General features: G+C 46.6%; 25 protein-coding genes. 14 read left to right on the top strand and 11 right to left on the bottom strand.

Translation table 11 applies throughout. The annotated features are described in order from the left end of the window. The first annotated feature begins 151 nt into the window (after nucleotides 1-151). The 10 genes from R7Q48_RS20935 to glmU all read left to right on the top strand — a co-directional run bounded on the left by R7Q48_RS20935 (nucleotide 152) and on the right by glmU (nucleotide 8,624). Nucleotides 152-541, top strand: coding sequence for a F0F1 ATP synthase subunit I (locus R7Q48_RS20935; protein ID WP_005378921.1), 390 nt, complete (start codon nucleotides 152-154; stop codon nucleotides 539-541). Nucleotides 542-549: 8 nt separating this feature from the next. After that, nucleotides 550-1,362, top strand: a complete 813-nt coding sequence (gene atpB / locus R7Q48_RS20930) for a F0F1 ATP synthase subunit A (RefSeq protein WP_005378922.1) — start codon at nucleotides 550-552, stop codon at nucleotides 1,360-1,362. A gap of 57 nt (nucleotides 1,363-1,419) precedes the next feature. Further along, nucleotides 1,420-1,674: a F0F1 ATP synthase subunit C gene (gene atpE / locus R7Q48_RS20925; protein WP_002540812.1), complete on the top strand. Its 255-nt coding sequence runs from the start codon at nucleotides 1,420-1,422 to the stop codon at nucleotides 1,672-1,674. A gap of 74 nt (nucleotides 1,675-1,748) precedes the next feature. Continuing rightward, nucleotides 1,749-2,219, top strand: coding sequence for a F0F1 ATP synthase subunit B (gene atpF, locus R7Q48_RS20920; RefSeq protein WP_005378929.1), 471 nt, complete (start codon nucleotides 1,749-1,751; stop codon nucleotides 2,217-2,219). A 14-nt stretch (nucleotides 2,220-2,233) separates the two neighbouring features. After that, a complete protein-coding gene (gene atpH / locus R7Q48_RS20915) occupies nucleotides 2,234-2,767 on the top strand; it encodes a F0F1 ATP synthase subunit delta (RefSeq protein WP_005378930.1) in 534 nt (177 codons plus the stop codon). A gap of 13 nt (nucleotides 2,768-2,780) precedes the next feature. Then, on the top strand, nucleotides 2,781-4,322 hold the full coding sequence (atpA, locus tag R7Q48_RS20910) for a F0F1 ATP synthase subunit alpha (protein WP_005378931.1): 1,542 nt from the start codon (nucleotides 2,781-2,783) through the stop codon (nucleotides 4,320-4,322). Nucleotides 4,323-4,366: 44 nt separating this feature from the next. Then, nucleotides 4,367-5,233, top strand: a complete 867-nt coding sequence (gene atpG, locus R7Q48_RS20905; protein ID WP_005378932.1) for a F0F1 ATP synthase subunit gamma — start codon at nucleotides 4,367-4,369, stop codon at nucleotides 5,231-5,233. Nucleotides 5,234-5,268: 35 nt separating this feature from the next. Next, nucleotides 5,269-6,672 (top strand): F0F1 ATP synthase subunit beta, encoded by a 1,404-nt coding sequence (gene atpD / locus R7Q48_RS20900; RefSeq protein ID WP_005378933.1) that lies wholly within the window; start codon nucleotides 5,269-5,271, stop codon nucleotides 6,670-6,672. Between the two features lie 18 nt (nucleotides 6,673-6,690). After that, a complete protein-coding gene (locus R7Q48_RS20895; RefSeq protein WP_005378937.1) occupies nucleotides 6,691-7,113 on the top strand; it encodes a F0F1 ATP synthase subunit epsilon in 423 nt (140 codons plus the stop codon). Nucleotides 7,114-7,262: 149 nt separating this feature from the next. After that, nucleotides 7,263-8,624, top strand: a complete 1,362-nt coding sequence (gene glmU / locus R7Q48_RS20890; protein WP_213904097.1) for a bifunctional UDP-N-acetylglucosamine diphosphorylase/glucosamine-1-phosphate N-acetyltransferase GlmU — start codon at nucleotides 7,263-7,265, stop codon at nucleotides 8,622-8,624. An 80-nt stretch (nucleotides 8,625-8,704) separates the two neighbouring features. On the opposite strand, the gene R7Q48_RS20885 is transcribed toward glmU, so the two are convergent. Continuing rightward, on the bottom strand, nucleotides 8,705-9,445 hold the full coding sequence (locus tag R7Q48_RS20885) for an amino acid ABC transporter permease (protein WP_005383852.1): 741 nt from the start codon (nucleotides 9,443-9,445) through the stop codon (nucleotides 8,705-8,707). A gap of 115 nt (nucleotides 9,446-9,560) precedes the next feature. Between R7Q48_RS20885 and R7Q48_RS20880 the strand changes: the two genes are divergently transcribed. Further along, entirely contained in the window at nucleotides 9,561-10,337 is a 777-nt protein-coding gene (locus R7Q48_RS20880; RefSeq protein WP_213877823.1) for a transporter substrate-binding domain-containing protein, read from the top strand. Between the two features lie 44 nt (nucleotides 10,338-10,381). Here the strand turns inward: R7Q48_RS20880 and punC are convergent, their stop codons facing one another. Next, complete coding sequence (gene punC / locus R7Q48_RS20875; protein ID WP_318132433.1) at nucleotides 10,382-11,587, bottom strand: purine nucleoside transporter PunC; 1,206 nt, start codon at nucleotides 11,585-11,587, stop codon at nucleotides 10,382-10,384. A gap of 152 nt (nucleotides 11,588-11,739) precedes the next feature. Here punC and punR point away from each other — a divergent pair, with 152 nt between their 5' ends. After that, entirely contained in the window at nucleotides 11,740-12,642 is a 903-nt protein-coding gene (gene punR / locus R7Q48_RS20870; protein WP_017821565.1) for a DNA-binding transcriptional activator PunR, read from the top strand. A gap of 53 nt (nucleotides 12,643-12,695) precedes the next feature. Here the strand turns inward: punR and ilvA are convergent, their stop codons facing one another. Genes ilvA through ilvG form a run of 5 tightly spaced genes read right to left on the bottom strand, consistent with a single transcriptional unit; the run spans nucleotide 12,696 to nucleotide 18,996 of the window. Further along, entirely contained in the window at nucleotides 12,696-14,243 is a 1,548-nt protein-coding gene (ilvA, locus tag R7Q48_RS20865; RefSeq protein WP_005429804.1) for a threonine ammonia-lyase, biosynthetic, read from the bottom strand. 4 nt (nucleotides 14,244-14,247) lie between these two features. Next, nucleotides 14,248-16,089: a dihydroxy-acid dehydratase gene (ilvD, locus tag R7Q48_RS20860; protein WP_029790004.1), complete on the bottom strand. Its 1,842-nt coding sequence runs from the start codon at nucleotides 16,087-16,089 to the stop codon at nucleotides 14,248-14,250. 13 nt (nucleotides 16,090-16,102) lie between these two features. Further along, nucleotides 16,103-17,041: a branched-chain-amino-acid transaminase gene (gene ilvE / locus R7Q48_RS20855; protein ID WP_005378953.1), complete on the bottom strand. Its 939-nt coding sequence runs from the start codon at nucleotides 17,039-17,041 to the stop codon at nucleotides 16,103-16,105. Between the two features lie 12 nt (nucleotides 17,042-17,053). After that, a complete protein-coding gene (ilvM, locus tag R7Q48_RS20850; RefSeq protein ID WP_005378958.1) occupies nucleotides 17,054-17,338 on the bottom strand; it encodes an acetolactate synthase 2 small subunit in 285 nt (94 codons plus the stop codon). Between the two features lie 11 nt (nucleotides 17,339-17,349). Beyond that, on the bottom strand, nucleotides 17,350-18,996 hold the full coding sequence (gene ilvG, locus R7Q48_RS20845) for an acetolactate synthase 2 catalytic subunit (RefSeq protein ID WP_005378960.1): 1,647 nt from the start codon (nucleotides 18,994-18,996) through the stop codon (nucleotides 17,350-17,352). 465 nt (nucleotides 18,997-19,461) lie between these two features. Here ilvG and R7Q48_RS20840 point away from each other — a divergent pair, with 465 nt between their 5' ends. Continuing rightward, the gene (locus R7Q48_RS20840) at nucleotides 19,462-20,985 is read left to right on the top strand and encodes a YifB family Mg chelatase-like AAA ATPase (RefSeq protein ID WP_005383862.1); all 1,524 of its coding nucleotides are present in this window, start codon (nucleotides 19,462-19,464) and stop codon (nucleotides 20,983-20,985) included. Nucleotides 20,986-21,040: 55 nt separating this feature from the next. Here R7Q48_RS20840 and R7Q48_RS20835 read toward each other — a convergent pair whose 3' ends face one another. Further along, entirely contained in the window at nucleotides 21,041-21,997 is a 957-nt protein-coding gene (locus tag R7Q48_RS20835) for a DUF2860 domain-containing protein (RefSeq protein WP_318132432.1), read from the bottom strand. Nucleotides 21,998-22,146: 149 nt separating this feature from the next. Here R7Q48_RS20835 and R7Q48_RS20830 point away from each other — a divergent pair, with 149 nt between their 5' ends. Continuing rightward, entirely contained in the window at nucleotides 22,147-23,025 is an 879-nt protein-coding gene (locus tag R7Q48_RS20830; RefSeq protein ID WP_064376860.1) for an acyltransferase, read from the top strand. Nucleotides 23,026-23,071: 46 nt separating this feature from the next. On the opposite strand, the gene R7Q48_RS20825 is transcribed toward R7Q48_RS20830, so the two are convergent. From R7Q48_RS20825 to ccoG, 3 genes are read right to left on the bottom strand one after another with little or no spacing between them, the layout of a single operon-like run. After that, nucleotides 23,072-23,674, bottom strand: coding sequence for a thiol:disulfide interchange protein DsbA/DsbL (locus R7Q48_RS20825; RefSeq protein WP_256903350.1), 603 nt, complete (start codon nucleotides 23,672-23,674; stop codon nucleotides 23,072-23,074). Between the two features lie 34 nt (nucleotides 23,675-23,708). Next, the gene (locus R7Q48_RS20820) at nucleotides 23,709-24,695 is read right to left on the bottom strand and encodes a serine/threonine protein kinase (protein ID WP_005379037.1); all 987 of its coding nucleotides are present in this window, start codon (nucleotides 24,693-24,695) and stop codon (nucleotides 23,709-23,711) included. Between the two features lie 48 nt (nucleotides 24,696-24,743). Next, entirely contained in the window at nucleotides 24,744-26,165 is a 1,422-nt protein-coding gene (gene ccoG, locus R7Q48_RS20815; protein ID WP_005379038.1) for a cytochrome c oxidase accessory protein CcoG, read from the bottom strand. Nucleotides 26,166-26,299 lie beyond the last annotated feature (134 nt).

Genomic DNA, 26,299 nt, shown 5'->3' with positions numbered 1-26,299 from the left:
GAATTTTGTGCGAAAGTTGTCGTTTTGTAAACAAAACTGTAAGTTTTTGATGCAATCGAATTGCTTTACGTTGAACTGAACGTATAATTTTCGCCAATTTCCCAGCACAGAGAGTTAAGTGCGAAGTGGATATTACTAGAGGTACGAATACATGGTAGCTGCGTTAGCTAGACCAGGACGAGAGCTCGCAAGGCAATTGTTAATGATCCAGTCTGGCGCGGTTATTTTTGTGGCAGCAGGAATGGCGGTAGCCATAAATCCTGACTGGGGATTTTCAGCGCTGATTGGCGGAGGCATTTTTGTTGTTGCCAATGCAGTATTCGCGCTGTGTGCTTTCATGTTTAGTGGAGCTCGCGCTGCCAAGCGCATCGCTGCTTCCTTCTATACGGGTGAAGTACTGAAAATTCTCATCACGGTTGCACTGTTCTATGTTGCCTACATGTATATGCAGGTGGAACTTGTTCCCCTCAAACTAACCTATTTGCTGGTACTAGGTATTAATATCTGTGCACCAGTGCTATTCATTAACAACAAAAAATAGGATGAGTTATGGCTGCGCCAGGTGAAGCGCTAACATCGTCCGGTTACATTGCCCACCACCTTTCTAACCTATCGCTATACAAGTTGGGTTTAGTAGGGTCGGAGACAAGTTTCTGGAACGTACATATCGATAGCCTGTTTTTTTCTTGGTTTACTGGTTTAATCTTCCTCGGAATTTTTTACAAAGTAGCAAAGAGAACAACAGCGGGTGTACCGGGTAAGCTTCAGTGTGCTGTAGAAATGATCGTTGAATTTGTCGCCGATAACGTCAAAGACACGTTCCATGGACGCAACCCACTGATCGCGCCTTTAGCACTGACTATCTTTTGTTGGGTATTTTTGATGAACGTGATGGACTTAGTTCCTATCGACTTCTTACCATACCCAGCAGAGCATTGGCTAGGTATTCCTTACCTTAAGGTTGTACCGTCTGCTGATGTGAATATCACCATGGCTATGGCTCTAGGCGTTTTTGCATTGATGATTTACTACAGCATCAAAGTAAAAGGTCTAGGTGGATTCGCAAAAGAACTTGCACTACATCCATTCAATCACCCACTGATGATTCCGTTTAACCTACTAATTGAAGTGGTATCGCTATTAGCGAAACCTCTATCACTTGGTATGCGTCTATTCGGTAACATGTTCGCGGGTGAGGTTGTATTCATTCTTTGTGCGGCAATGCTACCATGGTACTTACAATGGATGGGTTCACTACCGTGGGCAATCTTCCATATCTTGGTTATTACGATTCAAGCCTTCGTATTCATGATGTTGACAATTGTTTACCTGTCAATGGCACACGAAGATCCTGATCATTAATTTTTTTAAAGCTTTTTATTTGGGCACTAAGCCAACAACTATAAATTGGAGATAGTAATGGAAACTTTACTGAGCTTTTCTGCAATCGCCGTAGGTATTATCGTCGGTCTTGCTTCTCTTGGTACAGCGATTGGTTTCGCACTGCTAGGTGGTAAATTCCTAGAAGGTGCTGCACGTCAACCAGAAATGGCTCCTATGCTACAAGTTAAGATGTTCATCATCGCGGGTCTACTTGATGCGGTTCCAATGATCGGTATCGTAATCGCGCTACTATTCACTTTCGCAAACCCATTCGTTGGTCAACTAGGTTAATCACCTTTAACTCGGGACGGGCGATTATCGCTTGTCACTGATTAACACTAAGTCCAAATAGAGGGGTAGCTGTTGTGAACATAAACGCAACTCTGCTAGGTCAAGCAATCTCGTTCGCACTATTTGTGTGGTTCTGCATGAAGTATGTATGGCCACCATTGATGCAAGCGATCGAAGAGCGTCAGAAGAAAATTGCTGATGGTCTTCAAGCAGCAGAACGTGCTGCGAAAGACTTGGATCTAGCACAAGCCAACGCTTCTGATCAATTGAAAGAAGCGAAGCGCACAGCAACTGAGATCATCGAACAAGCGAACAAACGTAAGTCTCAAATTCTTGATGAAGCTCGCGAGGAAGCTCAGGCAGAACGCCAGAAAATCCTAGCGCAAGCAGAAGCAGAACTTGAAGCTGAACGCAATCGTGCACGCGATGAGCTGCGCAAACAAGTTGCTACTCTGGCTGTAGCTGGTGCTGAGAAAATCCTTGAGCGTTCTATCGATAAAGATGCGCAAAAAGATATTCTCGACAACATTACTGCAAAACTTTAAGTCTGGGGGCGCATATGTCTGATTTGACTACTATCGCACGCCCCTATGCTAAAGCAGCCTTCGACTTTGCTTTAGAGAAAGACCAGTTGGACCAATGGGGCCAAATGTTATCTTTTGCTGCTGAAGTGGCCAAAAACGAACAAATGAACGAACTACTAACGGGTTCGGTTTCTGCTGACAAAATGGCAGAAATTTTTGTTGCAGTTTGCGGCGAACAAGTTGATGCGCACGGTCAAAACCTTTTGAAGGTAATGGCTGAGAATGGTCGTTTAGCGGCCCTTCCTGATGTTTGTAAAGAGTTTTTTACTCTGAAAAAAGAACATGAGAAAGAAATTGATGTTGAAGTAATTTCAGCAACAGAGCTTTCTGATGAACAACTTGCAAACATTGGCAGCAAACTTGAAAAGCGTCTTGAACGCAAAGTGAAGCTGAATTGCAGTGTAGATGAGACCCTACTTGGTGGGGTTATTATTCGAGCCGGAGACCTAGTCATCGATGACTCAGCGCGTGGTCGTTTGAACCGCCTGAGCGATGCATTGCAGTCTTAATGGGGATTGGAGCATGCAACTTAATTCCACGGAAATTAGCGATCTGATCAAACAACGTATCGAATCTTTCGAAGTTGTTAGTGAAGCTCGCAACGAGGGTACTATCGTATCGGTAAGCGATGGTATCATCCGCATCCACGGCCTAGCGGACGTGATGCAAGGTGAAATGATTGAATTACCGGGTGGCCGTTATGCACTGGCACTTAACCTTGAGCGTGACTCGGTTGGTGCGGTTGTAATGGGCCCATATGCTGACCTTAAGGAAGGCATGAAAGTTACAGGTACTGGCCGCATTCTTGAAGTGCCAGTTGGTCCAGAACTACTAGGCCGCGTAGTAAACACGCTGGGTGAGCCTATCGATGGTAAAGGTCCAATCGAAGCGAAAATGACTTCGCCTGTAGAAGTGATCGCACCAGGTGTAATCGACCGTAAATCGGTAGACCAACCTGTGCAAACTGGTTATAAGTCAGTTGACTCAATGATCCCAATCGGTCGTGGTCAGCGTGAGCTTATCATCGGTGACCGTCAGATTGGTAAAACAGCACTGGCGATCGACGCGATCATCAACCAGAAAGACTCTGGTATTTTCTCTATCTACGTAGCAATCGGTCAGAAAGCATCGACTATCGCTAACGTTGTTCGCAAACTAGAAGAGCACGGCGCACTACAAAATACTATCGTAGTAGTTGCATCAGCTTCTGAATCTGCAGCGCTTCAATACCTAGCGCCTTACGCAGGTTGTGCGATGGGTGAATACTTCCGCGATCGCGGTGAAGACGCACTGATTGTTTACGATGATCTATCTAAGCAAGCGGTAGCTTACCGTCAGATCTCTCTACTACTTAAACGTCCACCAGGCCGTGAGGCATTCCCAGGTGACGTATTCTACTTACACTCGCGTCTACTAGAGCGTGCAGCTCGTGTAAACGAAGAGTACGTAGAGCGTTTCACTAACGGTGAAGTGAAAGGTAAGACTGGTTCTTTGACTGCTCTTCCTATCATCGAAACTCAAGCAGGTGACGTTTCAGCATTCGTACCGACTAACGTAATCTCGATTACCGATGGTCAGATCTTCCTACAAACTGAGCTATTCAACGCTGGTGTTCGTCCTGCTGTTGACCCTGGTATCTCAGTATCTCGTGTAGGTGGTTCAGCTCAGACGAAAATCATCAAGAAACTATCAGGTGGTATCCGTACAGCACTAGCTGCATACCGTGAACTAGCGGCATTTGCTCAGTTCTCTTCTGACCTTGATGACGCAACGAAGAAACAGCTAGACCATGGTCAAAAAGTTACAGAACTAATGAAGCAGAAGCAGTACGCTCCAATGTCTGTATTTGACCAAGCTCTAACTATCTTCGCGGCAGAGCGCGGTTACCTTGATGATGTAGAACTTAACAAAGTTCTAGATTTCGAGGCGGCTCTACTATCGTACGCTCGCGGTCAATACGCTGAACTAGCAGCTGAGATCGACAAGTCTGGCGCTTACAACGATGAAATCGAAGCTCAGTTGAAGAAACTGACTGACGACTTCAAAGCAACCCAAACTTGGTAATTAGGTCGGTGGCAGTTTCTGCCACCAACTAACGGAGAGTAACGATGGCCGGCGCAAAAGAGATACGTAATAAAATCGGTAGTGTTAAAAGCACTCAGAAAATTACGAAAGCGATGGAAATGGTAGCAGCTTCAAAAATGCGTCGTTCTCAAGATGCAATGGAAGCTTCTCGTCCATACGCTGAAACAATGCGTAAAGTGATCGGTCATGTGGCTAACGCAAACCTAGAGTACCGTCATCCGTACCTAGAAGAGCGTGAAGCTAAACGTGTTGGTTACATCATCGTTTCGACAGACCGTGGTCTGTGTGGTGGTTTGAACATTAACGTGTTCAAAAAAGCCGTTACAGACATGCAAGCATGGAGAGAGAAGGGTGCTGAGATTGAGCTAGCCGTTGTTGGCTCAAAAGCAACAGCTTTCTTTAAACATGGTGGCGCAAAAGTTGCGGCACAGGTTTCTGGTCTTGGAGATAATCCAAGCCTACAAGACCTAATCGGCTCTGTTGGCGTAATGCTGAAGAAATACGATGAAGGTGAACTGGACCGTCTATATGTAGTATTCAACAAGTTTGTAAATACTATGGTTCAGCAACCAACGATCGATCAATTGCTACCTTTGCCTAAATCGGACAGCGAAGAGATGCAGCGTGAGCATTCATGGGACTACATCTATGAGCCTGAACCAAAACCTCTACTGGATACGCTATTAGTGCGTTACGTAGAGTCTCAGGTATACCAAGGTGTGGTTGAGAACCTTGCTTGTGAGCAAGCGGCTCGAATGATTGCGATGAAGGCTGCAACGGATAACGCAACCAGTTTGATTGACGATTTGGAACTTGTGTATAACAAAGCCCGTCAGGCTGCGATTACACAAGAACTATCAGAAATCGTTGGTGGTGCAGCTGCGGTTTAAGCTTAGGTAAAACGAAATAGTTTAGAGGATTAACGATGGCTACAGGTAAGATCGTACAGATCATCGGTGCGGTAGTCGACGTAGAGTTCCCACAGAGCGATGTACCTAGTGTATATGACGCTCTAAACGTAACGGACTCAAAAGAGCGTCTAGTTCTTGAAGTTCAACAACAGCTAGGCGGTGGCGTAGTTCGTTGTATCGTAATGGGTAGCTCTGATGGTTTACGTCGTGGAGTAGAAGTGGTTAACACTGGCGCTCCAATTTCAGTACCAGTAGGTACTAAAACTCTAGGTCGTATCATGAACGTCCTAGGTGACGCGATTGACGAGCGTGGTGAAGTGGGTGCGGAAGAGGTTTACTCTATCCACCGTAGTGCACCAAGCTACGAAGAGCAATCAAACGAAATTGCACTTCTAGAAACGGGCGTTAAAGTAATCGACCTAATTTGTCCATTCGCTAAGGGTGGTAAAATCGGTCTATTCGGTGGTGCTGGTGTAGGTAAGACCGTTAACATGATGGAACTTATCAACAACATCGCACTACAGCACTCAGGTCTATCAGTATTTGCTGGTGTTGGTGAGCGTACTCGTGAAGGTAACGATTTCTACTACGAGATGCAGGAAGCGGGCGTTGTAAACGTTGAGAAGCCTGAAGAATCAAAAGTAGCGATGGTTTACGGTCAGATGAACGAGCCACCAGGTAACCGTCTACGTGTTGCACTGACTGGTCTAACAATGGCAGAGCGTTTCCGTGACGAAGGTCGTGACGTACTACTGTTCATTGATAACATCTACCGTTACACACTTGCAGGTACAGAGGTATCAGCACTACTAGGTCGTATGCCTTCTGCGGTAGGTTACCAGCCAACTCTTGCAGAAGAGATGGGTGTACTTCAGGAGCGTATCACGTCAACGAAATCAGGTTCTATCACGTCTGTACAGGCGGTATACGTACCAGCGGATGACTTGACTGACCCGTCTCCAGCAACAACGTTCGCGCACTTGGATGCAACGGTTGTACTTAACCGTAACATCGCTGCAATGGGTCTATACCCTGCGATCGACCCGCTAGATTCAACATCTCGTATGCTTGATCCACTAGTCGTTGGTCAAGATCACTACGAAGTTGCTCGTGGTGTTCAGCAGACTCTTCAGCGCTACAAAGAGCTGAAAGATATCATTGCTATCCTAGGTATGGACGAGCTATCTGAAGAAGATAAGCAAGTTGTATCTCGTGCACGTAAGATTGAGCGTTTCCTAACTCAGCCTTACCACGTAGCAGAAGTATTTACAGGTGACCCTGGTATTTACGTACCTCTAAAAGAGACTCTACGTGGCTTTAAAGGTCTACTAGCTGGTGAATACGACGACATTCCTGAGCAGGCATTTATGTACTGCGGTAGCATCGACGATGCTATTGAGAATGCGAAGAAGCTATAAGGCTAACTAGGAGGCGATATGGCAGCAATAACCTTTCACCTAGACGTAGTAAGCGCTGAGAAGAAAATCTTCTCTGGTCGTGTTGAAACGTTTCAGGTGACCGGTAGCGAAGGTGAACTTGGTATTTTCCATGGTCACACACCGCTGCTGACCGCTATCAAGCCTGGTATGGTGCGTATTGTGAAACAGCACGGCCACGAAGAAATTATTTATGTTTCTGGTGGTATGGTAGAGATTCAGCCTGGTACAGCGACTGTACTAGCTGATACAGCTATCCGTGGTGAAGAGCTAGACGCAGCGAAGGCAGAAGAAGCCAAACGCCGCGCTGAGGAGCAAATCCAGAATCAGCATGGTGACATGGACTTCGCACAAGCGGCCAGTGAACTGGCTAAAGCCATTGCTCAGCTACGAGTTATCGAGCTGACAAAAAAGCGTCGCTAAGCTCAATTAGCAACGTTGCATGAAAAAAGGCGGCCAATTGGTCGCCTTTTTGATTAATTTTAGTTGGAAATTTACCTTACTCCATTAACTATTTTAAAAGAGCTGTTTAAAATAACGGCCAATTAACATAAAACGTCAATAGGTTATCAATGAAATTCAGTGCTGTGATTCTTGCAGCGGGTAAAGGTACCCGTATGCATTCGAACATGCCTAAGGTGCTACACACTTTGGCAGGTAAGCCAATGGCAAAACATGTGATTGATACATGTACAGGTCTTGGCGCACAAAATATCCACTTGGTCTTTGGTCACGGTGGTGATCAAATGCAAACTACTCTTGCAGAAGAGCCTGTAAATTGGGTACTGCAAGCGGAGCAGTTAGGGACTGGTCATGCGGTTGATCAAGCATCTCCTCGCTTTGAAGACGATGAAAAAATCCTCGTGCTTTACGGTGATGTTCCACTGATTTCAGCTGAAACGATTGAAAACCTATTAGATGCACAGCCAACAGGCGGTATTGCACTACTAACAGTGATTCTAGATAACCCGACAGGCTACGGTCGTATTATCCGTAAGAATGGTCCTGTTGTGGCGATCGTTGAACAAAAAGATGCAACAGAAGAACAAAAACAAATTAAAGAGATCAACACTGGCGTGATGGTTGCGACTGGTGGGGATCTTAAGCGTTGGTTGTCTGGCTTAAACAACAACAACGCACAAGGCGAATACTACCTAACTGACGTTATTGCAGCTGCACACGATGAAGGTCGTGCCGTTGAGGCAGTACACCCAGTCAATGCCATTGAGGTGGAAGGGGTCAATGACCGCGCACAGCTTGCTCGTCTAGAGCGCGCTTTCCAGTCAATGCAAGCTCAGAAGCTACTAGAGCAAGGTGTCATGCTACGCGATCCAGCACGCTTTGATTTGCGTGGTGAGTTACAGTGCGGTATGGACTGTGAAATCGACGTGAATGTTATCATCGAAGGTAAAGTTTCACTGGGTGATAACGTGGTTATCGGTGCGGGTTGTGTACTGAAAGATTGTGAAATCGACGACAACACCATCGTTCGCCCTTACAGTGTGATTGAAGGTGCAACGGTTGGTGAAGAATGTACGGTTGGTCCATTTACTCGCCTTCGTCCTGGTGCTGAAATGCGTAACGATTCCCATGTGGGTAACTTCGTTGAAGTGAAAAATGCGCGCATCGGAGAAGGTTCAAAAGCGAACCACCTAACTTACTTAGGTGATGCAGAGATCGGTCAACGTACTAACATCGGTGCAGGTACTATCACTTGTAACTACGATGGTGCGAACAAGTTTAAAACCATCATCGGTAATGATGTTTTTGTTGGTTCTGATAGCCAGCTAGTGGCGCCTGTCACTATCGCTGATGGCGCAACCATCGGTGCAGGCACGACACTAACAAAAGATGTTGAAGAAGGTGAGTTAGTAATTACTCGCGTCAAAGAGCGCAAAATTACTGGCTGGCAGCGTCCTGTAAAACAAAAATAAGCATTACCTACACTCTGTCTCTATATTGTCAAAGCCGCTCAACAAGAGCGGCTTTGTTGTTTCTAGCTAAGGCTTCATCGCTAGTAGCTAGGAATGGCAATACGTTTTTCGAGCCAACGAACGGCTTGAGATACAAATAGGATGAGCAACAAGTACTCCAAAACGAGGAAGGTATAAATTTCTAGGGGTAAGTACTCATTCACCACCAGCTCATTAGCACGGCGAGTGAGATCGCTTAAACCAATCACACTGACTAAAGAACTCATCTTGAGGATGTAGACGAATTGATTGCCCAGTGGTGGGAGAATTTGCCGAAACGCTTGGGGAAGAATTACCAAGCGCATCTTTTGCCAATAGCTTAAGCCCAAAGATTCAGCCGCTTCATGCTGGCCACGGCTGATAGCTTGTATTCCACCGCGAAATACTTCCGCCATAAACGCGCTCTCAGCGATAGTCAGTGCAATAACACCCGCCCAAAAGTGATTGAGTGAGACATCCAATAGCGTAGGCATGCCGTAATACACCCAAAGTAGTAAGACTAAAACTGGCACTGAACGGATCACCTCGACATAAATACGGTTTATCCACTTCAGAGAGGCAGAGTCCGACAGAGCGGGTAACGCAACGATCAGGCCCAAGCTCATCGCAAATAACATACTGAGGAGTGATACCTGAATGGTGTCATTAAACCCAGCGATTAAAAACTTTAGATTGGTGAGCCCTTGATCCGTCGAAGGGTCAAGTACATACCAGCCCCATTGATAATCTGAACAACCAGTGAGTAATAGCAGTGAAAACAGCCATAGAGTTCGAAACGTCACATTTACTCCCTGAATTAACTAAAAAACTTCCTTTGTTGCTGCTATGTTATCAGTAGAGCTCTAATAAAGGTTAATTATTAAACCGTATAAGGTCATTATTTTTAAGGGAATAAAAATGAGAAAGATTTTACTAGTGCTAGGAATGTGTTTGCTTGCTGCGACTCAAGTCGCTCACGCTGAAAGCCGTCTTCAATCCATTTTAGACAATGGCGTACTCCGAGTTGGAACGACGGGAGATTGGAATCCGATGACGATGAAAGACCCCGCGACAAACAGTTATCGTGGCTTCGATATCGATGTAACAACAGAACTTGCTAAAGATCTCGGTGTAAAAGTGGAGTATGTGCCCGCGGATTGGAAGACGCTAGTTAATGGCATTACCGCCAACAAATACGATATTACTGGCAGCGCATCTCTGAACATGTCGCGCGCGAAAGTAGCTGGATACAGCCAGCCGTATTTCTACCTTGCCTTTGTACCTGTGGTGCAAAAGAAAGATCTCGCCAAATTTTCTGATTGGGCGGATTTTAATAAACCAGAAGTAAAAGTCGCAGCGACGTTAGGTACGGTACAAGAAAAAATGGTGAAAGAGTTCTTCCCGTCTGCTCAGCATATTGTTATTGAAGCGCCAGCGCGCGACTTCCAAGAACTACTAGCTCGCAGGGCCGATGTATCGGTGACGTCCAATGTGGAAGCAGCGACGTTGGTGGATAAGTTTAAACAGTTGGCGATAGTGCCAGTGACCGCACCGCGTAAACCAACCCCAATTGCTATGTTGTTGCCGCAAGACGATCAAGTATGGATTAATTACATCAATCACTGGGTAGAGTTGAAAAAGACTCAAGGCTTTTTTAAGCAGACTGCCAAGAAATGGGGGTTGAAAAGCTTATAAACAGAAAGAGCCGCATTGCGCGGCTCTTTTTATTATCTGAACGATTAAAGTTCGTCTTCACTCACGACTCGGGCGTTGTCAGGAGTCGTAAAGTGCTTGGATAATTCGCGATTCGACAGAATGTATCCCATCCACAGCCCACCCATACAGATGATGATTGCGATGCCAGTAACCACCTGAGCTTGGCTTGCCATTGCGGCTACCAATGCACTTGAGAAGCTACTTACACAGATTTGCAGGCTGTTTTGCAGACCTGCTGCTGTTGCAGGGCTCTGTTGTGCGCTGGCCAGTGCACGGTTTACCACGATTGGGTACAGTGCGCCGTTAGCAACGGCAATCAAACAGAATGGCGCAAGAATAGGCCAAATCGATGACAGCTCCCACTGTGAAGCAATGAAAATCATTAATGCCGCGACACTAAATAGGCCAATCAGTTGGCGCAGAACCTTTTCATCACCAAATTTTCGAACGCCTACTTTACCTAAGTAGCCACCAGCCATAAACGCGATGGTTTGTGGGATAAAGCTCAAACCAATATCTTTTGCTTCGTAGCCCAGTTGCGCCATGATTTCTGGCATCCCAGTTAGGTAAGCAAAGAATGCAGCTGAAGCCGTCGCAAACATAAACACGTTGCCAAGGTATTTTTTAGAACTCAGAAGCGCTTTGATGTCGGCAGATATACTGGTTTGTTTGATTTCTGCTTTCTCGTCTTTTTGTGCCATGGTCGCAAAGACCAAAAAGACACCAACCAGTGTTAGCGTAATAAAGATACTGTGCCAGCCTAAGTTATCTGCCAATACAACCCCTAATTGAGGTGCTAGTGCTGGTGATAGCGCGACGAGTGGCATGATTGTCGCAAAAATTTGTTGGCTACTGCTTGAGTAGCGCTTAATGACCATAGCCTGCCAGATCACGGCTGGTGCACACACACCGATAGCTTGGATAAAGCGCAGTGTGAGTAGTTGCCATACTTGATCACAGAAAGCCAAACCGAATGACGCGATAGTAAATAACACCAACCCGGCTGCGAGTGTATTACGATGGCCAAATTTATCGGATGCCAATCCCCACATTAGTTGGCCAATCGCCATACCAACGAGGAATACCGTTAAAGAGAGCGCTATTTGCTCAGGGCCTGTTGCAAAGTCGATTTCCATCGCTTTGAATGCTGGCAGATACATATCGGTAGCAACGAAGCCAAGCATCGATAATGCTGCCAGATAAATGAGCTGTAGTTTTGAGATTTTCATGATTCAACCAGTCAAATTATTTAATCACTTTTTAATCAACATCAGTTGGCGCCAACCCTGATTTATTTACCTTATTATTCTATTTTTCGATTTTGAGAAAATAAAACGCTAAAATTGTTGGTTATCAATCAAATTTTTTGAAAGGTTAAATCATGTTCTCTAAAGCGTCTTTGGAAATGCTGGATACGGTTGCCCGTTTAGGCAGTTTCACCGCTGCGGCTGAGGTATTGCATAAAGTCCCCTCAGCCATTAGCTATGGAGTAAGGCAGGTCGAGCAAGATTTAGATGTGGTGCTGTTTCGACGTTTACCAAGGAAAGTCGAGCTAACTCCAGCGGGTGAACTTTTTATGGCCGAGGCGCGCTCTTTGCTGCGTCAAATGGAAGAGGTGAAAGCACAAACGCGGCGAGCGGCTCAAGGATGGAAAAGCACGTTAAAGCTGACCTTAGATAACGTGGTGAAGTTAGAAAAACTCAAACCTTTGGTGGAAGATTTCTATCGCGAGTTTGAATTTGCTGAATTGCAGATCAATATGGAGGTCTTCAATGGTTCTTGGGAAGCCATAGCACAAGGTCGAGCCGACATTGTCGTTGGCGCGACGTCTGCGGTTCCCGTTGGTGGGGATTTTGAAGTCAAAGATATGGGCGTATTAGATTGGGCATTTGTGATGTCACCCGCTCATCCTTGCGTTCGACAACAAGTGCTTACTGAAGAGTTTGTGAGTCAATTTCCGGCGATCTGTCTTGATGATACTTCGAACGTGCTGCCAAAACGCCATACTGGCCATTATCCGCAACAGCGCCGATTATTATTGCCCAATTGGTATAGTGCGATTGAATGTTTAAAAAATGGGGTGGGCGTGGGTTACATGCCACGTCATATTGCAACACCCTTAATCAATGATGGTGTGCTGGTGGAGAAGGTCATGCCGGATGATAAACCGCTCAGTCACTGCTGCTTAGTATGGCGCAAAGATGATAATCATAAATTGATCCAGTGGATGGTGGACTATCTTGGGTCGCCTAATCAGCTACATAAAGATTGGTTACAGTCATAAAAACACCTCGCTAATGCGAGGTGTTGTCTTTGATATATTTGAAATGTGGCGTTTTATGACAAGAAAAACTTATACGATGGGTTGTCTGTCTCGTCTTTGCATTGATAGCCAAGTTCGCGCAAATGCGCAGAAAACTGAGCTAAATCGCTTTCATCTAACTCGAAACCACATAAAACACGTCCGTAGTCAGCGCCGTGGTTACGGTAGTTGAATAAGCTGATATTCCAATGGGTACCGAGTGTACTCAAGAACTTCAGTAGCGCTCCCGGATATTCTGGAAACTCAAAGCTGTAGAGGCGTTCTTTGAGTGGCTTAGATGGTTTACCACCAATCATATAGCGTACGTGCAGTTTCGCCATTTCATCATCAGAGAGGTCAACCACAGGGTAACCACCATCACGCAAGTCATGGATGATGTTTTCTAGTTCTTCCTGACCGCCTTGCAAACGCACACCGACAAAGATATTCGCCAGTGCGTCATCGTTGTAACGATAGTTAAACTCCGTTACGGCACGACCGCCAATGAGGTTACAGAACTCAAAGAAGGCACCTTGACGCTCAGGAATGGTGACCGCAAGCAGGCCTTCACGTTTCTCACCAAGCTCGCAGCGTTCAGAAACATAACGCAAACCATGGAAGTTGGTGTTGGCGCCTGACAGTACGGTGCCTAGATTTTTGCCTTCGAGTTTGTTTTGCTCAGCAAACTTCTTTAAGCCCGCTAGAGCAAGTGCGCCGGAAGGTTCTGCGATAGCACGAGTATCTTCAAAGATGTCTTTCACAGCAGCGCAGATTTCATCACTGGAGACTGCGATATGCCCATCAATGTACTTTTGGCACAGACGAAACGTCTCTTCACCAATGCGCTTTACTGCGACGCCATCGGCAAACATGCTGACTTGGTCTAGTACGACTGGCTCACCAGCATCCAAAGCTGCTTTTAAGCATGAAGAGTCTTCTGGCTCGACCGCAATTACTTTGATTTCTGGCATCAACTGCTTCACAAGCACCGCTACGCCTGCGGCTAAACCGCCACCACCAACAGGTACGAAGATGTAATCCAGGTGACCATTTTGCTGCAGCATTTCCATGCCGATAGTACCTTGACCTGCAATCACCAGTGGATGATCGAATGGTGGGACAAAGGTATAACCGTTTAACTCGGATAGGCGCTCAGCTTCCGCTTTTGCTTCATCAAAATTACTGCCATGCAGCACCACGTTGCCACCAAACCCGCGTACCGCATCGACTTTGATATCTGGTGTGGTTTTTGGCATCACAATGGTGGTTTTTATGCCTAGCTTTGTACCCGAAAGCGCCATGCCTTGGGCGTGATTACCTGCGGATGCAGCAATGACACCAGCGGCTTTTTGTGCTTCAGACAGGCTTGCCACCATGTTGTAAGCGCCGCGCAGTTTGAACGAGTGTACGGGCTGGCGATCTTCGCGTTTGATTTGCACATTGTTACCAATGCGTGCAGCAAGGCGAGGCATTTCTTGTAATGGGGTGACTGTTGCAACTTCATACACAGGAGCTCGCAAGATCTGGCGCAGATAATCTGCACCAGATTGGTTTTCCTGTTTTAAGGGAAAGGGTTGACTCATAAAGCTAGCCCTCGAGCTTAGATTTGTCTCGTACTGCACCTTTGTCAGCACTGGTCGCCATACTTGCGTAAGCTTTGAGTGCAAATGAAACTTCACGTTGGCGGTCAACAGGTTTCCAGCCTAGTTCGTCTTGTTTTGCACGTCGATCAGCAAGCTCTTGTTCAGATACTTGGAGTGAAATTGAACGGTTTGGAATATCAATTGCGATCATATCGCCTTCTTTTACCAGACCAATCGCACCGCCATTTGCCGCTTCAGGAGAGGCGTGACCAATAGACAGACCTGATGTACCACCAGAGAAGCGACCGTCAGTCAGAAGTGCACACTCTTTACCGAGTCCCATCGATTTCAAGTAAGTGGTTGGGTACAGCATTTCTTGCATGCCCGGACCACCTTTAGGACCTTCGTAGCGGATAATTACCACGTCGCCCGCTTTAACTTTTCCGCCTAAGATGCCTTCAACGGCGTCTTCTTGGCTCTCGAAAACCACGGCAGGACCAGTGAACTTAAGAATGCTTTCATCAACGCCAGCGGTCTTAACGATACAGCCATCAAGTGCGATATTGCCAGATAGAACAGCTAGACCACCTTCTTGGCTGAAAGCATTGTCTTTGGCACGAATACAACCTTCAGCGCGGTCATCATCAAGTCGATCCCAGCGACAATCTTGTGAGAATGCTTGTGTAGTGCGAATACCTGCAGGACCTGCGCGGTAGAACTTGAGTACTTCTTCGTCTTCAGTTTGGATGATGTCGTATTTTGCGAGCTGCTCTTTCATGGAAAGACCAAGTACGGTGCGCGCATCATTGTGCAGTAGACCGGCACGGTCAAGCTCACCAAGGATAGCCATTACACCACCAGCGCGGTGCACGTCTTCCATGTGATATTTCTGAGTGGACGGTGCGACTTTACACAGGTGCGGTACTTGGCGAGACAGGCGATCGATATCTTCCATATCAAAATCGACTTCGCCTTCTTGCGCTGCTGCCAATAAGTGCAAAATCGTATTAGTTGAGCCACCCATAGCGATGTCCAGTGCCATAGCATTTTCAAAGGCATCAAAGGTTGCGATGTTGCGTGGCAATGCGGATTCGTCATCTTGCTCGTAGTAACGACGAGTCAGTTCAACAATGCGTCGACCCGCGTTGAGGAATAGCTGTTCACGGTCTGCGTGAGTCGCCAACATAGAACCGTTGCCCGGCTGAGAAAGACCGAGTGCTTCAGTTAAACAGTTCATCGAGTTTGCGGTAAACATGCCTGAACACGATCCACACGTTGGGCATGCACTGCGCTCGATCTGTTCGCTTTGCTCATCAGAAACTTTTGGATCTGCGCCCTGGATCATTGCATCAACAAGGTCTAGCTTGATGATCTGATCGGAAAGCTTGGTTTTACCCGCTTCCATAGGACCACCAGAAACAAAGATAACAGGAATGTTGAGACGCATTGATGCCATCAACATTCCCGGAGTGATTTTGTCACAGTTAGAGATACATACCATGGCATCGGCACAGTGCGCGTTGACCATGTATTCTACTGAGTCTGCGATCAGTTCGCGTGAAGGCAGTGAGTACAGCATGCCGCCGTGACCCATTGCGATACCATCATCAACCGCGATGGTGTTGAATTCTTTCGCAATACCGCCAGCTTTTTCGATTTCGCGTGCTACAAGCTGACCCATGTCTTTCAGGTGTACGTGACCCGGAACAAATTGAGTAAACGAGTTTACAACGGCGATGATTGGTTTACCGAAGTCTTCTTCTTTCACACCCGTTGCACGCCACAGTGCTCGTGCACCCGCCATGTTACGACCATGTGTGGTGGTAGCTGATCTATATTTTGGCATTTCCTAATCCTTCTTACTTCTGTTCTGGGTACACATAGTCTAACCAGCCCCACTTATCTTCCGTGGTGCCGTCAAATAGGCCAAAGTAGGCTGCTTGTAGTTCTTTAGTGATAGGGCCGCGCTTACCAGTGCCCACTTCAATCTTGTCGATGGTTGCCACTGGTACAATCTCAGCCGCAGTACCTGTCATGAAGACTTCATCGGCAAGGTAAAGGGCTTCACGAGCAATGTTCGCTTCACGTACTTCGTAGCCTTTATCGCGTGCAATTGTCATGATCGAGTCACGAGTGATGCCCGGTAGAATCGCGCTAGTTGCTGGTGGTGTGGTGATTACGCCATCTTTGATAACGAAGATGTTTTCACCAGCCCCTTCCGATAGGTAACCATCTACGCTTAGCGCAATACCTTCGTCGTAACCGTGACGACGCGCTTCACCACCAACCAGTAGTGAAGATAGGTAGTTACCGCCTGCTTTAGCCGCAGTTGGGATGGTGTTTGGCGCAGCGCGATTCCAGCTTGAAATCATCGCATCGACACCTTTTTCTAGCGCTTCTTCGCCTAAGTAAGAGCCCCAAGGAAATGCTGCAATGATTAGATCCATCTCAGTGCCAACTGGTGGACATACGCCTAAGCCAACATTACCGACAAAACCCAATGGACGAATGTAAGCGCTATCGAGTTTGTTTTGGCGCAGTGTTTCGCGGGTCGCTTCCATGATTTCTTCTACAGAGAAAGGGATCGGAAAGCGGTAAATCTTGGCAGAATCTTTTAGACGTTGTGCATGCTCACGGTGACGGAAGACAATTGGGCCTTTTGGTGTGTTGTAACAGCGCACGCCTTCAAACACGGATGTACCATAGTGCATTGCGTGAGTCAGAACGTGAACGTTCGCCTCTGCCCATGGAACCATCTCACCATTAAACCAAATGAAATCTGCAGTTTTCGTTGCCATTTGTTGCCTTCCTTATGCACTTACGTGTTGTTGTAAGTTGTGATTTGGCAGTTCATCGTTGCGGATTTTTAGCACCTCAACCTTACGAACGTCCCACAACTTCTCTATTTGATTGATCAAAAACGAGATTGGTCGATCGCTGTCGACGATGATCTCGACGCTGGCTACTTTGCTTTCGTGGTTTTGCGTAGCAGCGACTTGTTTGATCACGAAGCCTCGGTGACGAATCACACGTAGAACGCGCTCCAACAGTACCGGTTTGTCATCGGCTTTGATGTCGAGTAAATATCTGTCCATGCGATTGTCTCCTATGTATTTTCCAACATATCACTGTTTGATGCGCCAGGTGGCACCAATGGCCACACGTTTTCTTCTTCATCAATCAAAACGTGAAGCATGTAAGAAGTTTCACTCGCTAGCATCTCTTTGAGAGCAGGTTCGACTTCTTCTTTCTTGGTGATGGTTTTGCCCGGGATATCGAACGCTTTTGCTAACATCACGAAATCTGGGTTGTCATCAAGAATGGTTTCACTGTGGCGACCGTCAAAGAATAATGACTGCCATTGGCGAACCATGCCAAGACGTTGGTTATTAAGAAGGACAATCTTCACTGGAATCTGACGACGCTTCAGCGTGCCCAATTCCTGAACGTTCATCATAAATGAACCGTCACCTGTAATAAGGATAGACTGATCATCAGGACGTGCGACTGCAGCACCCATCGCCGCTGGCAAGCCAAAGCCCATGGTGCCAAGGCCAGCAGAAGTGATAAAATTTTGTGGTTCGCGTGGCTGGATATGTTGCGCTGCCCACATCTGGTGCTGACCGACGTCGGTCGAGACAATTGAGCTATCTGGCATCATGTCAGACAGTTGTTTAAGCAATAGCGGTGCGTAGATTAACTCGCCTGGGTGGTCGTAACGCCACTTAAAGCCGCTGCGCAGACTTTCACTGTGATGAACCCACGGTGAGATATCTTGAGTCAGCTCTAGCTGAGGAAGAATGGTGTTGATGTCGCCACGTAATGGTGCGTTGGCGTGGCGCAGTTTATGAATCTCCGCAGCATCAATGTCGATGTGAATCACTTTCGCATTTGGTGCAAACGTGTCGAGCTTACCCGTCACACGGTCATCAAAACGCGCGCCAACCACGATCAATAGATCAGCTTCTTGAACCACTAGATTGGCGGCTTTGGTGCCGTGCATACCCAACATACCAAGATAGTGAGGATCATGGCGTTCAATGGTACCGAGGCCTTTTAATGTGCTAACTGCAGGCATTGGGTTTAAGCGAAGAAATTCGCGTACTGCATCGGTTGCTTTCGCAAGTTGCACGCCACCACCAACATACAACACTGGGCGAGTTGATGCTGCCAGCACATCTTGCGCACGTTTGATATCTTCAGCGCTGACATCTTCGATTGCTGGTGCTATGTATGGAGGAAGAAGGTCTGTGGGTGCTTGAGCGAGTTGAACGTCTTTGGCGATATCGACAATGACAGGACCCGGACGACCGGTTTTTGCTACCTCAAAGGCTTCGGCAAGTGTCGGAGCTAGATCTTCAATTTCGGTCACGAGATAGCTGTGCTTAGTACAGGCTAGGGACATTCCGATCACATCCATTTCTTGGAATGCATCGGTACCGATATGAGAGCTAGCTACCTGGCCTGTGATGGCAACTAGAGGTACGGAGTCAAGGAAAGCGTCGGCAAGGCCGGTAACAAGGTTAGTGGCTCCTGGGCCGGAAGTTGCCATGCACACAGCAACGTCTTGAGTGGAACGAGCCATCCCGATAGCTGCCATAGCGGCCCCTTGCTCGTGACGGCATAGGATGTGTTCCACCCCACCGTCATACAAAGCATCATAGATTGGCATGATGGCCCCGCCGGGGTAGCCAAAAACGGTTTCGATGCCTTGCTGTCTTAAAGCGGCTACGACAAGTTGTGCACCAGTCATCGTAAACCTCCTTTGCTACGTTGTGGCTCGTAGCGATTGCCATATTTATTGCACTTCATGTGCACTCCCATTCTTCCCGTTAAACTGTCCGAGGGTTAGACAGATGACAACTTGTAGTTGTAAAAAAACCCCCGGACTTTTCAGTGCGGGGGTTTTTTGTAATTTGTGGTTACCTTTCGCCCACAATACCCCGCGCGGTGCCAATAATGACCACGATAATCAGGGCTAGCAGTGCGTTGATATGAGCGAAAAGGTTCATCTGTCTGTCGTTCTTTTTTCGTTAAAAAATGTTGTGTAATGTTCTACGAAATTGTTTGCGTCATTAGTGGTATCACACAATTCCGCTGCATGACAAGCAAAAAGTCATTCTTTTTTCACATTAACTCTCAATTGGGACGCGGTATATAACATAACCAACTAGATAAAACATTTGTTTACAGAGTGTTCAAAAAAATTGAGGAACGTATGGGGCTGGCAATCATTCATAGTCGAGCAAGCGTCGGGGTGCAAGCGCCATCGGTTAGTGTAGAAGTTCATATCAGCAACGGCATGCCAGGGTTTACCTTAGTAGGCTTGCCAGAGACAACGGTAAAAGAGTCCAAAGATCGCGTACGCAGTGCGATCATTAATTCTAACTTTCAATTTCCTGCTAAGCGGATCACCGTGAACTTGGCTCCGGCAGATCTACCTAAGGAGGGAGGACGTTTTGATCTTCCTATTGCATTGGGAATTTTGGCCGCTTCGGAGCAAATCGCGACAGATAAGCTCAAAAACTACGAATTTGTTGGTGAGTTAGCACTATCTGGTGGTCTGAGACCTGTAAAAGGTGTGCTGCCTGCTGCGCTGGAAGCTAGTAAGATTCAACGCCATTTGGTCGTCCCACATGTGAATGGCGATCAGGCGGCGCTGGTGGGGAAGGAACAACATAAATCGGCCCAATCATTACTGGAAGTATGTGCCGAGCTTTGTGGTCAACATCGACTGAATCTTTTTCAAACGCCTAAGCGAAAAACGATCGAAAAACATGGTCGAGACTTACAAGATATTATTGGCCAACAACAAGGTAAGAGAGCACTGGAGATTGCTGCCGCTGGAAACCACAACTTACTTTTCCTTGGCCCGCCAGGTACTGGAAAAACGATGTTGGCTTCGCGTTTGTGTGACTTATTACCGGAAATGAGTGACGAAGAAGCAATGGAAACCGCTTCGGTGGCATCGTTGACTCAGAGTGAAATTAATGAGCATAACTGGAAGTCGCGTCCGTTTCGTTCTCCGCATCATTCAAGTTCAATGGCGGCATTAGTCGGCGGTGGTTCGGTACCCAGACCAGGGGAGATCTCTTTAGCCCACAACGGGTTATTGTTTCTCGATGAAATGCCCGAATTTGATCGTAAAGTTCTGGACTCGTTACGCGAACCGCTCGAATCTGGAGAGATCATTATCTCTCGAGCGCAAGGTAAAACACGCTTTCCGGCTCGTTTCCAATTAGTCGGAGCCTTGAACCCAAGCCCGACAGGATATTACGAAGGCAATCAAGCGCGCACCAATCCACAAGCTATTTTGCGCTACCTTGGTCGATTATCTGGACCACTGTTAGATCGCTTTGATATGTCTTTAGAAATCCCAGCTTTGCCCAAAGGGACATTAGCAGAAGGTGGTGATCGCGGTGAGCCGACTGCTATCGTAAAAGCGCGTGTGAGCCATGCGCGTAACAATATGCTAAACCGCAGTGGTAAGGTCAATGCACTGCTAGGTAGTCGAGAAATTGAGGCGTTTTGTCCCTTGCATAAGAGTGATGCTGAGTTTCTTGAAACCGCTTTGCATCGTTTAGGGCTCTCGATTCGTGCATATCATCGTATTATCAAAGTGGCGCGAACAATCGCCGATCTGGATGGGGCGGAGCAAATTGAACGAACGCATTTGGCCGAGGCGCTTGGGTATCGAGCGATGGACCGTTTGCTGAAACAGCTTACGGCGCAAGCGGTATAGACAGCAAAGTGTCATCGCAACAAGTGTTGTAAGCACCTTGTTGCGATGAAGTACGTTAGAAGGTGTAGTTGAGACCAAGCGACAATAGGTACTCTTTCTCCTCATAAAACGTGATATTCGAGTCAGTTTGGCTATAGCCGGCTAAAGAAATGAACGACCAGTCTTGCCAGTCAAATACGTTTTGATATTCGTAGGCCGCAAATAGGCTGATGGTGTCGTCATTTCGTGTTTTAGCAAAAGTTTGGCTAGCTGCTTGATAGTCTTTCCATGCATAACCCGCGGTGAGGGCCAATCGATGACGGTTGATAAATTTAAACCAGCTAATGTCAAATCCGTACGAATCAAATGACTCCGCCTTACCGTCGGCATCTTGATTGATGTAGGTGAAAGCGGGTTGCAACATAGATGTTTGGTTGAGTGGAATGCGATAGTCGCCTTTGACATAGTAAAGGTTAGCATCGCGAGCAAGTGAGCGCTCTGTCACTTCCTCCTGCTCGATGTCTTTATCAGCATAAGCAAGATCAAGGTTGAAGTTCTTATCAATCAACCCTTTGATCTGAAAGCGATACGCATTGCCGTCAACATCCGTCTCTTTACGTGCGGTTCCTACTTGATAAGGGTTGCGCCAAGTTTCGCCTTTGAGTACCGTCGGCAGATAGGAAACATCGAGCACGGTGCCAGATTGTAGCTCGTGTTGATAGCCCAACTGAAAAGCGAGTGTACCTACCGCGACATCTGAGCGTGTGGTACCGGCGTAAACTTGGTGGTTGAGTCGGCTACCAAAGGTGTATGTCACACTCCCTAGCGGTGCAGCGATAACGGAACTGTCACTATCGGCACGCTTATCGAGAGAATCGATGGTGTTACTATTTTCTGTATTGAAATTGGATTCTGATGATATGAATCCGGCATTCAGCGAAATTTCACCGCCAAAACCTGCGGTTTCAGCGAGTTGAGCCTGAGCAGAACTGACGACAAAGGCCAAAGGCAAGAGAAGTAGCCTTGGTTTCATTCGTTATCTCCTTGTTGTCGAATGAGTGGTGCACATATTGGTTGCGGTAACAAATCTGACCATTCCCACGCATGTTCCAATGTGGCAAAGGCGCAGTATAATTACACGCTGTTTTATTCTTCACACATTATCACTGTTGTTTGACTATCATGTTGGCATATTTGTTATTTTTTTTTAACGCTTCTTTTGTGATTCTCAATTCTGCGGTTTGTTCACTCGCAATTTGTGTTATCGCTGTATTTAAAATATTGCTTCCTGGCGTAAAGCTAAAAGCACTAGCGACCGCTTGTGCCAATAAGGTGATGTGGTTATGGGCTACCGTTAATGCGTGCATTCTGGCGGTATCTAACCGTGTTGAGTGGGATGTTCAGGGCGGTGAAGCGCTTAAAAAAGACGGGTGGTATCTGCTGATCAGTAACCATCTCAGTTGGACAGATATTGTTGTGCTTTGCTGCGTGTTTAAAGACCGTATTCCCATGCCGAAGTTTTTCCTCAAGCAACAACTGCTGTATGTGCCTTTCATCGGGATGGCGTGTTGGGCGCTCGATATGCCATTTATGCGTCGCTATTCGCGAGAGTATCTGATCCGCAACCCTCATAAGCGAGGTCAAGATTTAGAAACGACACGTCGCTCGTGCGCTAAGTTCAAACACACTCCAACCACAGTGGTTAACTATGTCGAAGGAACCCGGTTTACCGAAGAAAAGCAGCGTAAGAGTAAAGCAAACTATCAATATTTGCTGCAACCAAAATCGGGCGGGATTGCGTACACGTTAGCGGCGATGGGGGAACAGTTCGAGAGCATTATCGACGTTACGTTGGCGTACCCAGAAAATACGCATAAACCGTTCAAGGATTTATTGATGGGTCGCATGAGCAAGGTGGTTGTGCGTGTAAATGTGTTACCCGTTGATGAAAGAGTGCTCGGTGATTACTTCAACGATAAGCCCTATAAGCGACAATTTCAGCAATGGTTGGGGGATGTGTGGCAAGAAAAAGATCGGTTGCTACAAGAGATTTACAAATAAACAAAAGGGGAGCGACGTGCTCCCCTTTTGATTGATATCGATGTGCTTATTTTAGTGTCAGCAAGTAGTTCACCAGAGAGAAGTACTCATCCATCGTTTTGATGCTTTGTGCTTGAACTAGGTATTTGTTGTTAACGATAACCGCAGGAACGCCGGTTAGACCGCTGTTTTCAAATTGCTTGTCCATACGGCGAACCATTGAATCAACCGCGAAGCCTTTGAATGCAGAATCGAATTTTTTCGCGTCTACAGCTTCATCAAGGAAGATTTGACGAAGTTCTTCATCATTACGTGGTGCTTTCTTTAGATTGTGGATGCGGTTAAACATCACTGGCACCATTTTGTCTTCCACTTTTAGTGCAACCATCGTTGCGTAGGCTTTGCTCATTGATGGGCCCATGTTGCCACCCATGAAAGAAACGTGGTTTTTTAATAGCTTAGTACCTTCTGGCAACTGCTTTTTCAGTTGCTGGATAACTGGTTCAAAGCTATTACAGTGCGGGCAGTAGAAAGAGAAAAACTCCGTCACAAGAGGTTTTTTTGATGCCTCAAGATCCAATACTTTGTAATGTTCACCTTCTTTGAATTGCGCTGCATGTGCCGACAGGCTTAACATCAGCATAGAAAACAGTGCGAACAGTTTTTTCATCGAAATATCTCCATTTTTGAATTTTTGGCCTGACTTACCATTGAGGCATTAAAGACAGCGGTGCTTCTTCTAAAGCGGCGATCTGCTCTTTAAATGCAAGGACCTGACCTTCCCAGTATTTTGGCTCATTAAACCATGGAAAAGCGAGAGGAAATGCAGGGTCATGCCAACGTTTTGCTAGCCATGCCATATAGTGCACCATTCGTAGACCGCGAAGTGGCTCGATTAGTTTCAATTCTGCAGGATTAAAGTCGCAAAACTCTTGGTAAGCCTCTAAAACAATATCCAACTGCATCAGTTTGTCTTGGCGTTCACCGTTCAGTAGCATCCATAAGTCTTGTACTGCAGGGCCGTTACGAGCGTCATCCAAATCAACAAACATAGGGCCATCTCGCCACAAAATATTGCCTGGGTGGCAATCGCCATGCAAACGAATCATATTGAAGCCTTCTTGCCAGTGGCTTTCAATTGATTTGATCAGCATATCCAAGTCATTGAAGAAGCTGTTCTCCAAGTGCATTGGAATCATATTGGCGTTTTGCAGAATCTCTCTTGGTTGATACAGGTATTCTTGTAAGCCGATCGTAGGGCGATGTTGGAAGGCTTGGCGGCTGCCGACTTTATGGATTCGGCCAAGGAAACGCCCTACACCTTCGAGCTGATCTAAATTGTCAACCTCGTATTGGCGACCACCCACGCTATCAAACAGCGCAAAAGCATAGCCTTGATAGTGATGCAGGGTTTCACCGTTGATGCGCACAGGTGGTGCGACGGGGATCTCATTGCCAATCAGCTCTAAAGTAAAGTCGTGCTCCTCTTGGATCTGTTCATTGCTCCAACGTTCAGGACGGTAAAACTTGACGACATAACGACGACGCTCTTCGTCAGTAAATTGATAAACACGGTTTTCGTAGCTATTGAGGGGAAGAAAGCCTGATTCTGCGCGAACGCCGATGCTTTCTAACGCGTACCACATAAAGTCTGGGGTAAGGGCGTCAAAGTTAAACATACTTTGGGACATATAAACAAAAAGGCTCATTACTGAGCCTTTTTCCATTAGTCATCGAAGTTATAGCTTCTTGATAAATCGGCTTTCCACTTCAATGGTGAATTCGTTGCTCTTATCGGTGAGTATAAACTGAATTGTCGTAATCGCAGAGTTTAGCTTGTCAGGATCGGCACCAAGACTCATTGGCAGGTTCAATACCTCACCTGGCTGGACCTGAATTGTCTGCTTACCATACCAGCTTACATCGGATAGCCCTTCAACATCCAACGAGTACTCTTGCACTTGCTGAGTTTTGTTGATCACCTTGAGGGTGTAGGTGTTTTCTACTTCTCCCGAGCTATTAACGCGGAACAGTTGGTTACGGTCGCGAATAACACTCATGCCGGCTGGGTCTACCGCTGCAATTTGGGCAAAGAAAAGACCGACCATGACGAGTAGTACGGCACCATAGCCTAGCAGCTTCGGACGCATGACTTTGGTACTCTTACCCGATAAGCGATGCTCGGTGGTGTAACTAATTAGGCCTTTCTCGTAGCCCATGCGATCCATGGTGTTGTCACACGCATCAATACAGGCGCCACAGTTGATACATTCATACTGCAAGCCGTCACGAATATCGATACCTGTTGGGCACACCTGCACACACAAATCACAATCAATACAATCACCCAAACCAAGCTGCTTTGGATCGGCTTTACGCGGACGTGGGCCACGTTTTTCCCCACGTTTTGCATCGTAGCCAACGATGAAGGTGTCTTTATCAAACATGGCAGACTGGAAGCGCGCGTAAGGACACATGTGAATACACATGATGGAACGCATCCAACCAGCATTACCATAAGTACAAATGGCAAAGAACATTACCCAAAAGACGGGCCAGAAGTTGGCGTTAAAGGTGAAAAAGTCGATAACCAATTGCTTCATTGGTACGAAGTAGCCAACAAAAGTAAAACCAGTGGCGAGTGCAATGGCAAACCAAGCTATATGTTTGACGGCTTTACGCATCGCTAAATTCGCCGTCAGCTTATTGGAGTCTTGTTTACGGCGTTTATTGGCACTACCTTCGAGCTTCTCTTCAAACCAGATATACATGAAGGTCCAGACGGTTTGTGGGCAGAGATAGCCACACCAAACCCGACCTAAGAAGGTGGTAATAAAGAACAACCCAAACGCCGCGATCACAAACAGCAAGGCGAGTAGGGTAAGATCTTGTGGGTACAGGGTGGTACCGAAAAAGTTGAACTGCTGGTTGCCAATATCAAGCAAGATCGCTTGACGTTCACCGTAAGGGATCCACGGTATCAAAGCGAAGAGAAGCAGTAAGAACCAACCACCGTAACGACGCAGTTTCTGGTAAGTCCCTTTGCTTTCGCGTACATAGATGCGATTACTTGGGTTGAACCGATCCCCGTTTCCTTTATGGGTTTTGGGATTATAGGTTTTAGGAGTCACATCTTTGATATCGATCTTGTCCTGACTCATGCACTCATCCTTCTTAGGCTTTTATAATGTACGGCGTCATTTCTATTGATGTCGCTCGATGACATTGCTGCTCGTTCCGTCATAAAGATGACCGAACATAATTATTTTAGTAAATACTGATGAACGGCGATTAT

The sequence above is a fragment of the Vibrio sp. 378 genome (assembly GCF_033339435.1).
This window is presented reverse-complemented; position numbering and strand designations above follow the sequence as displayed.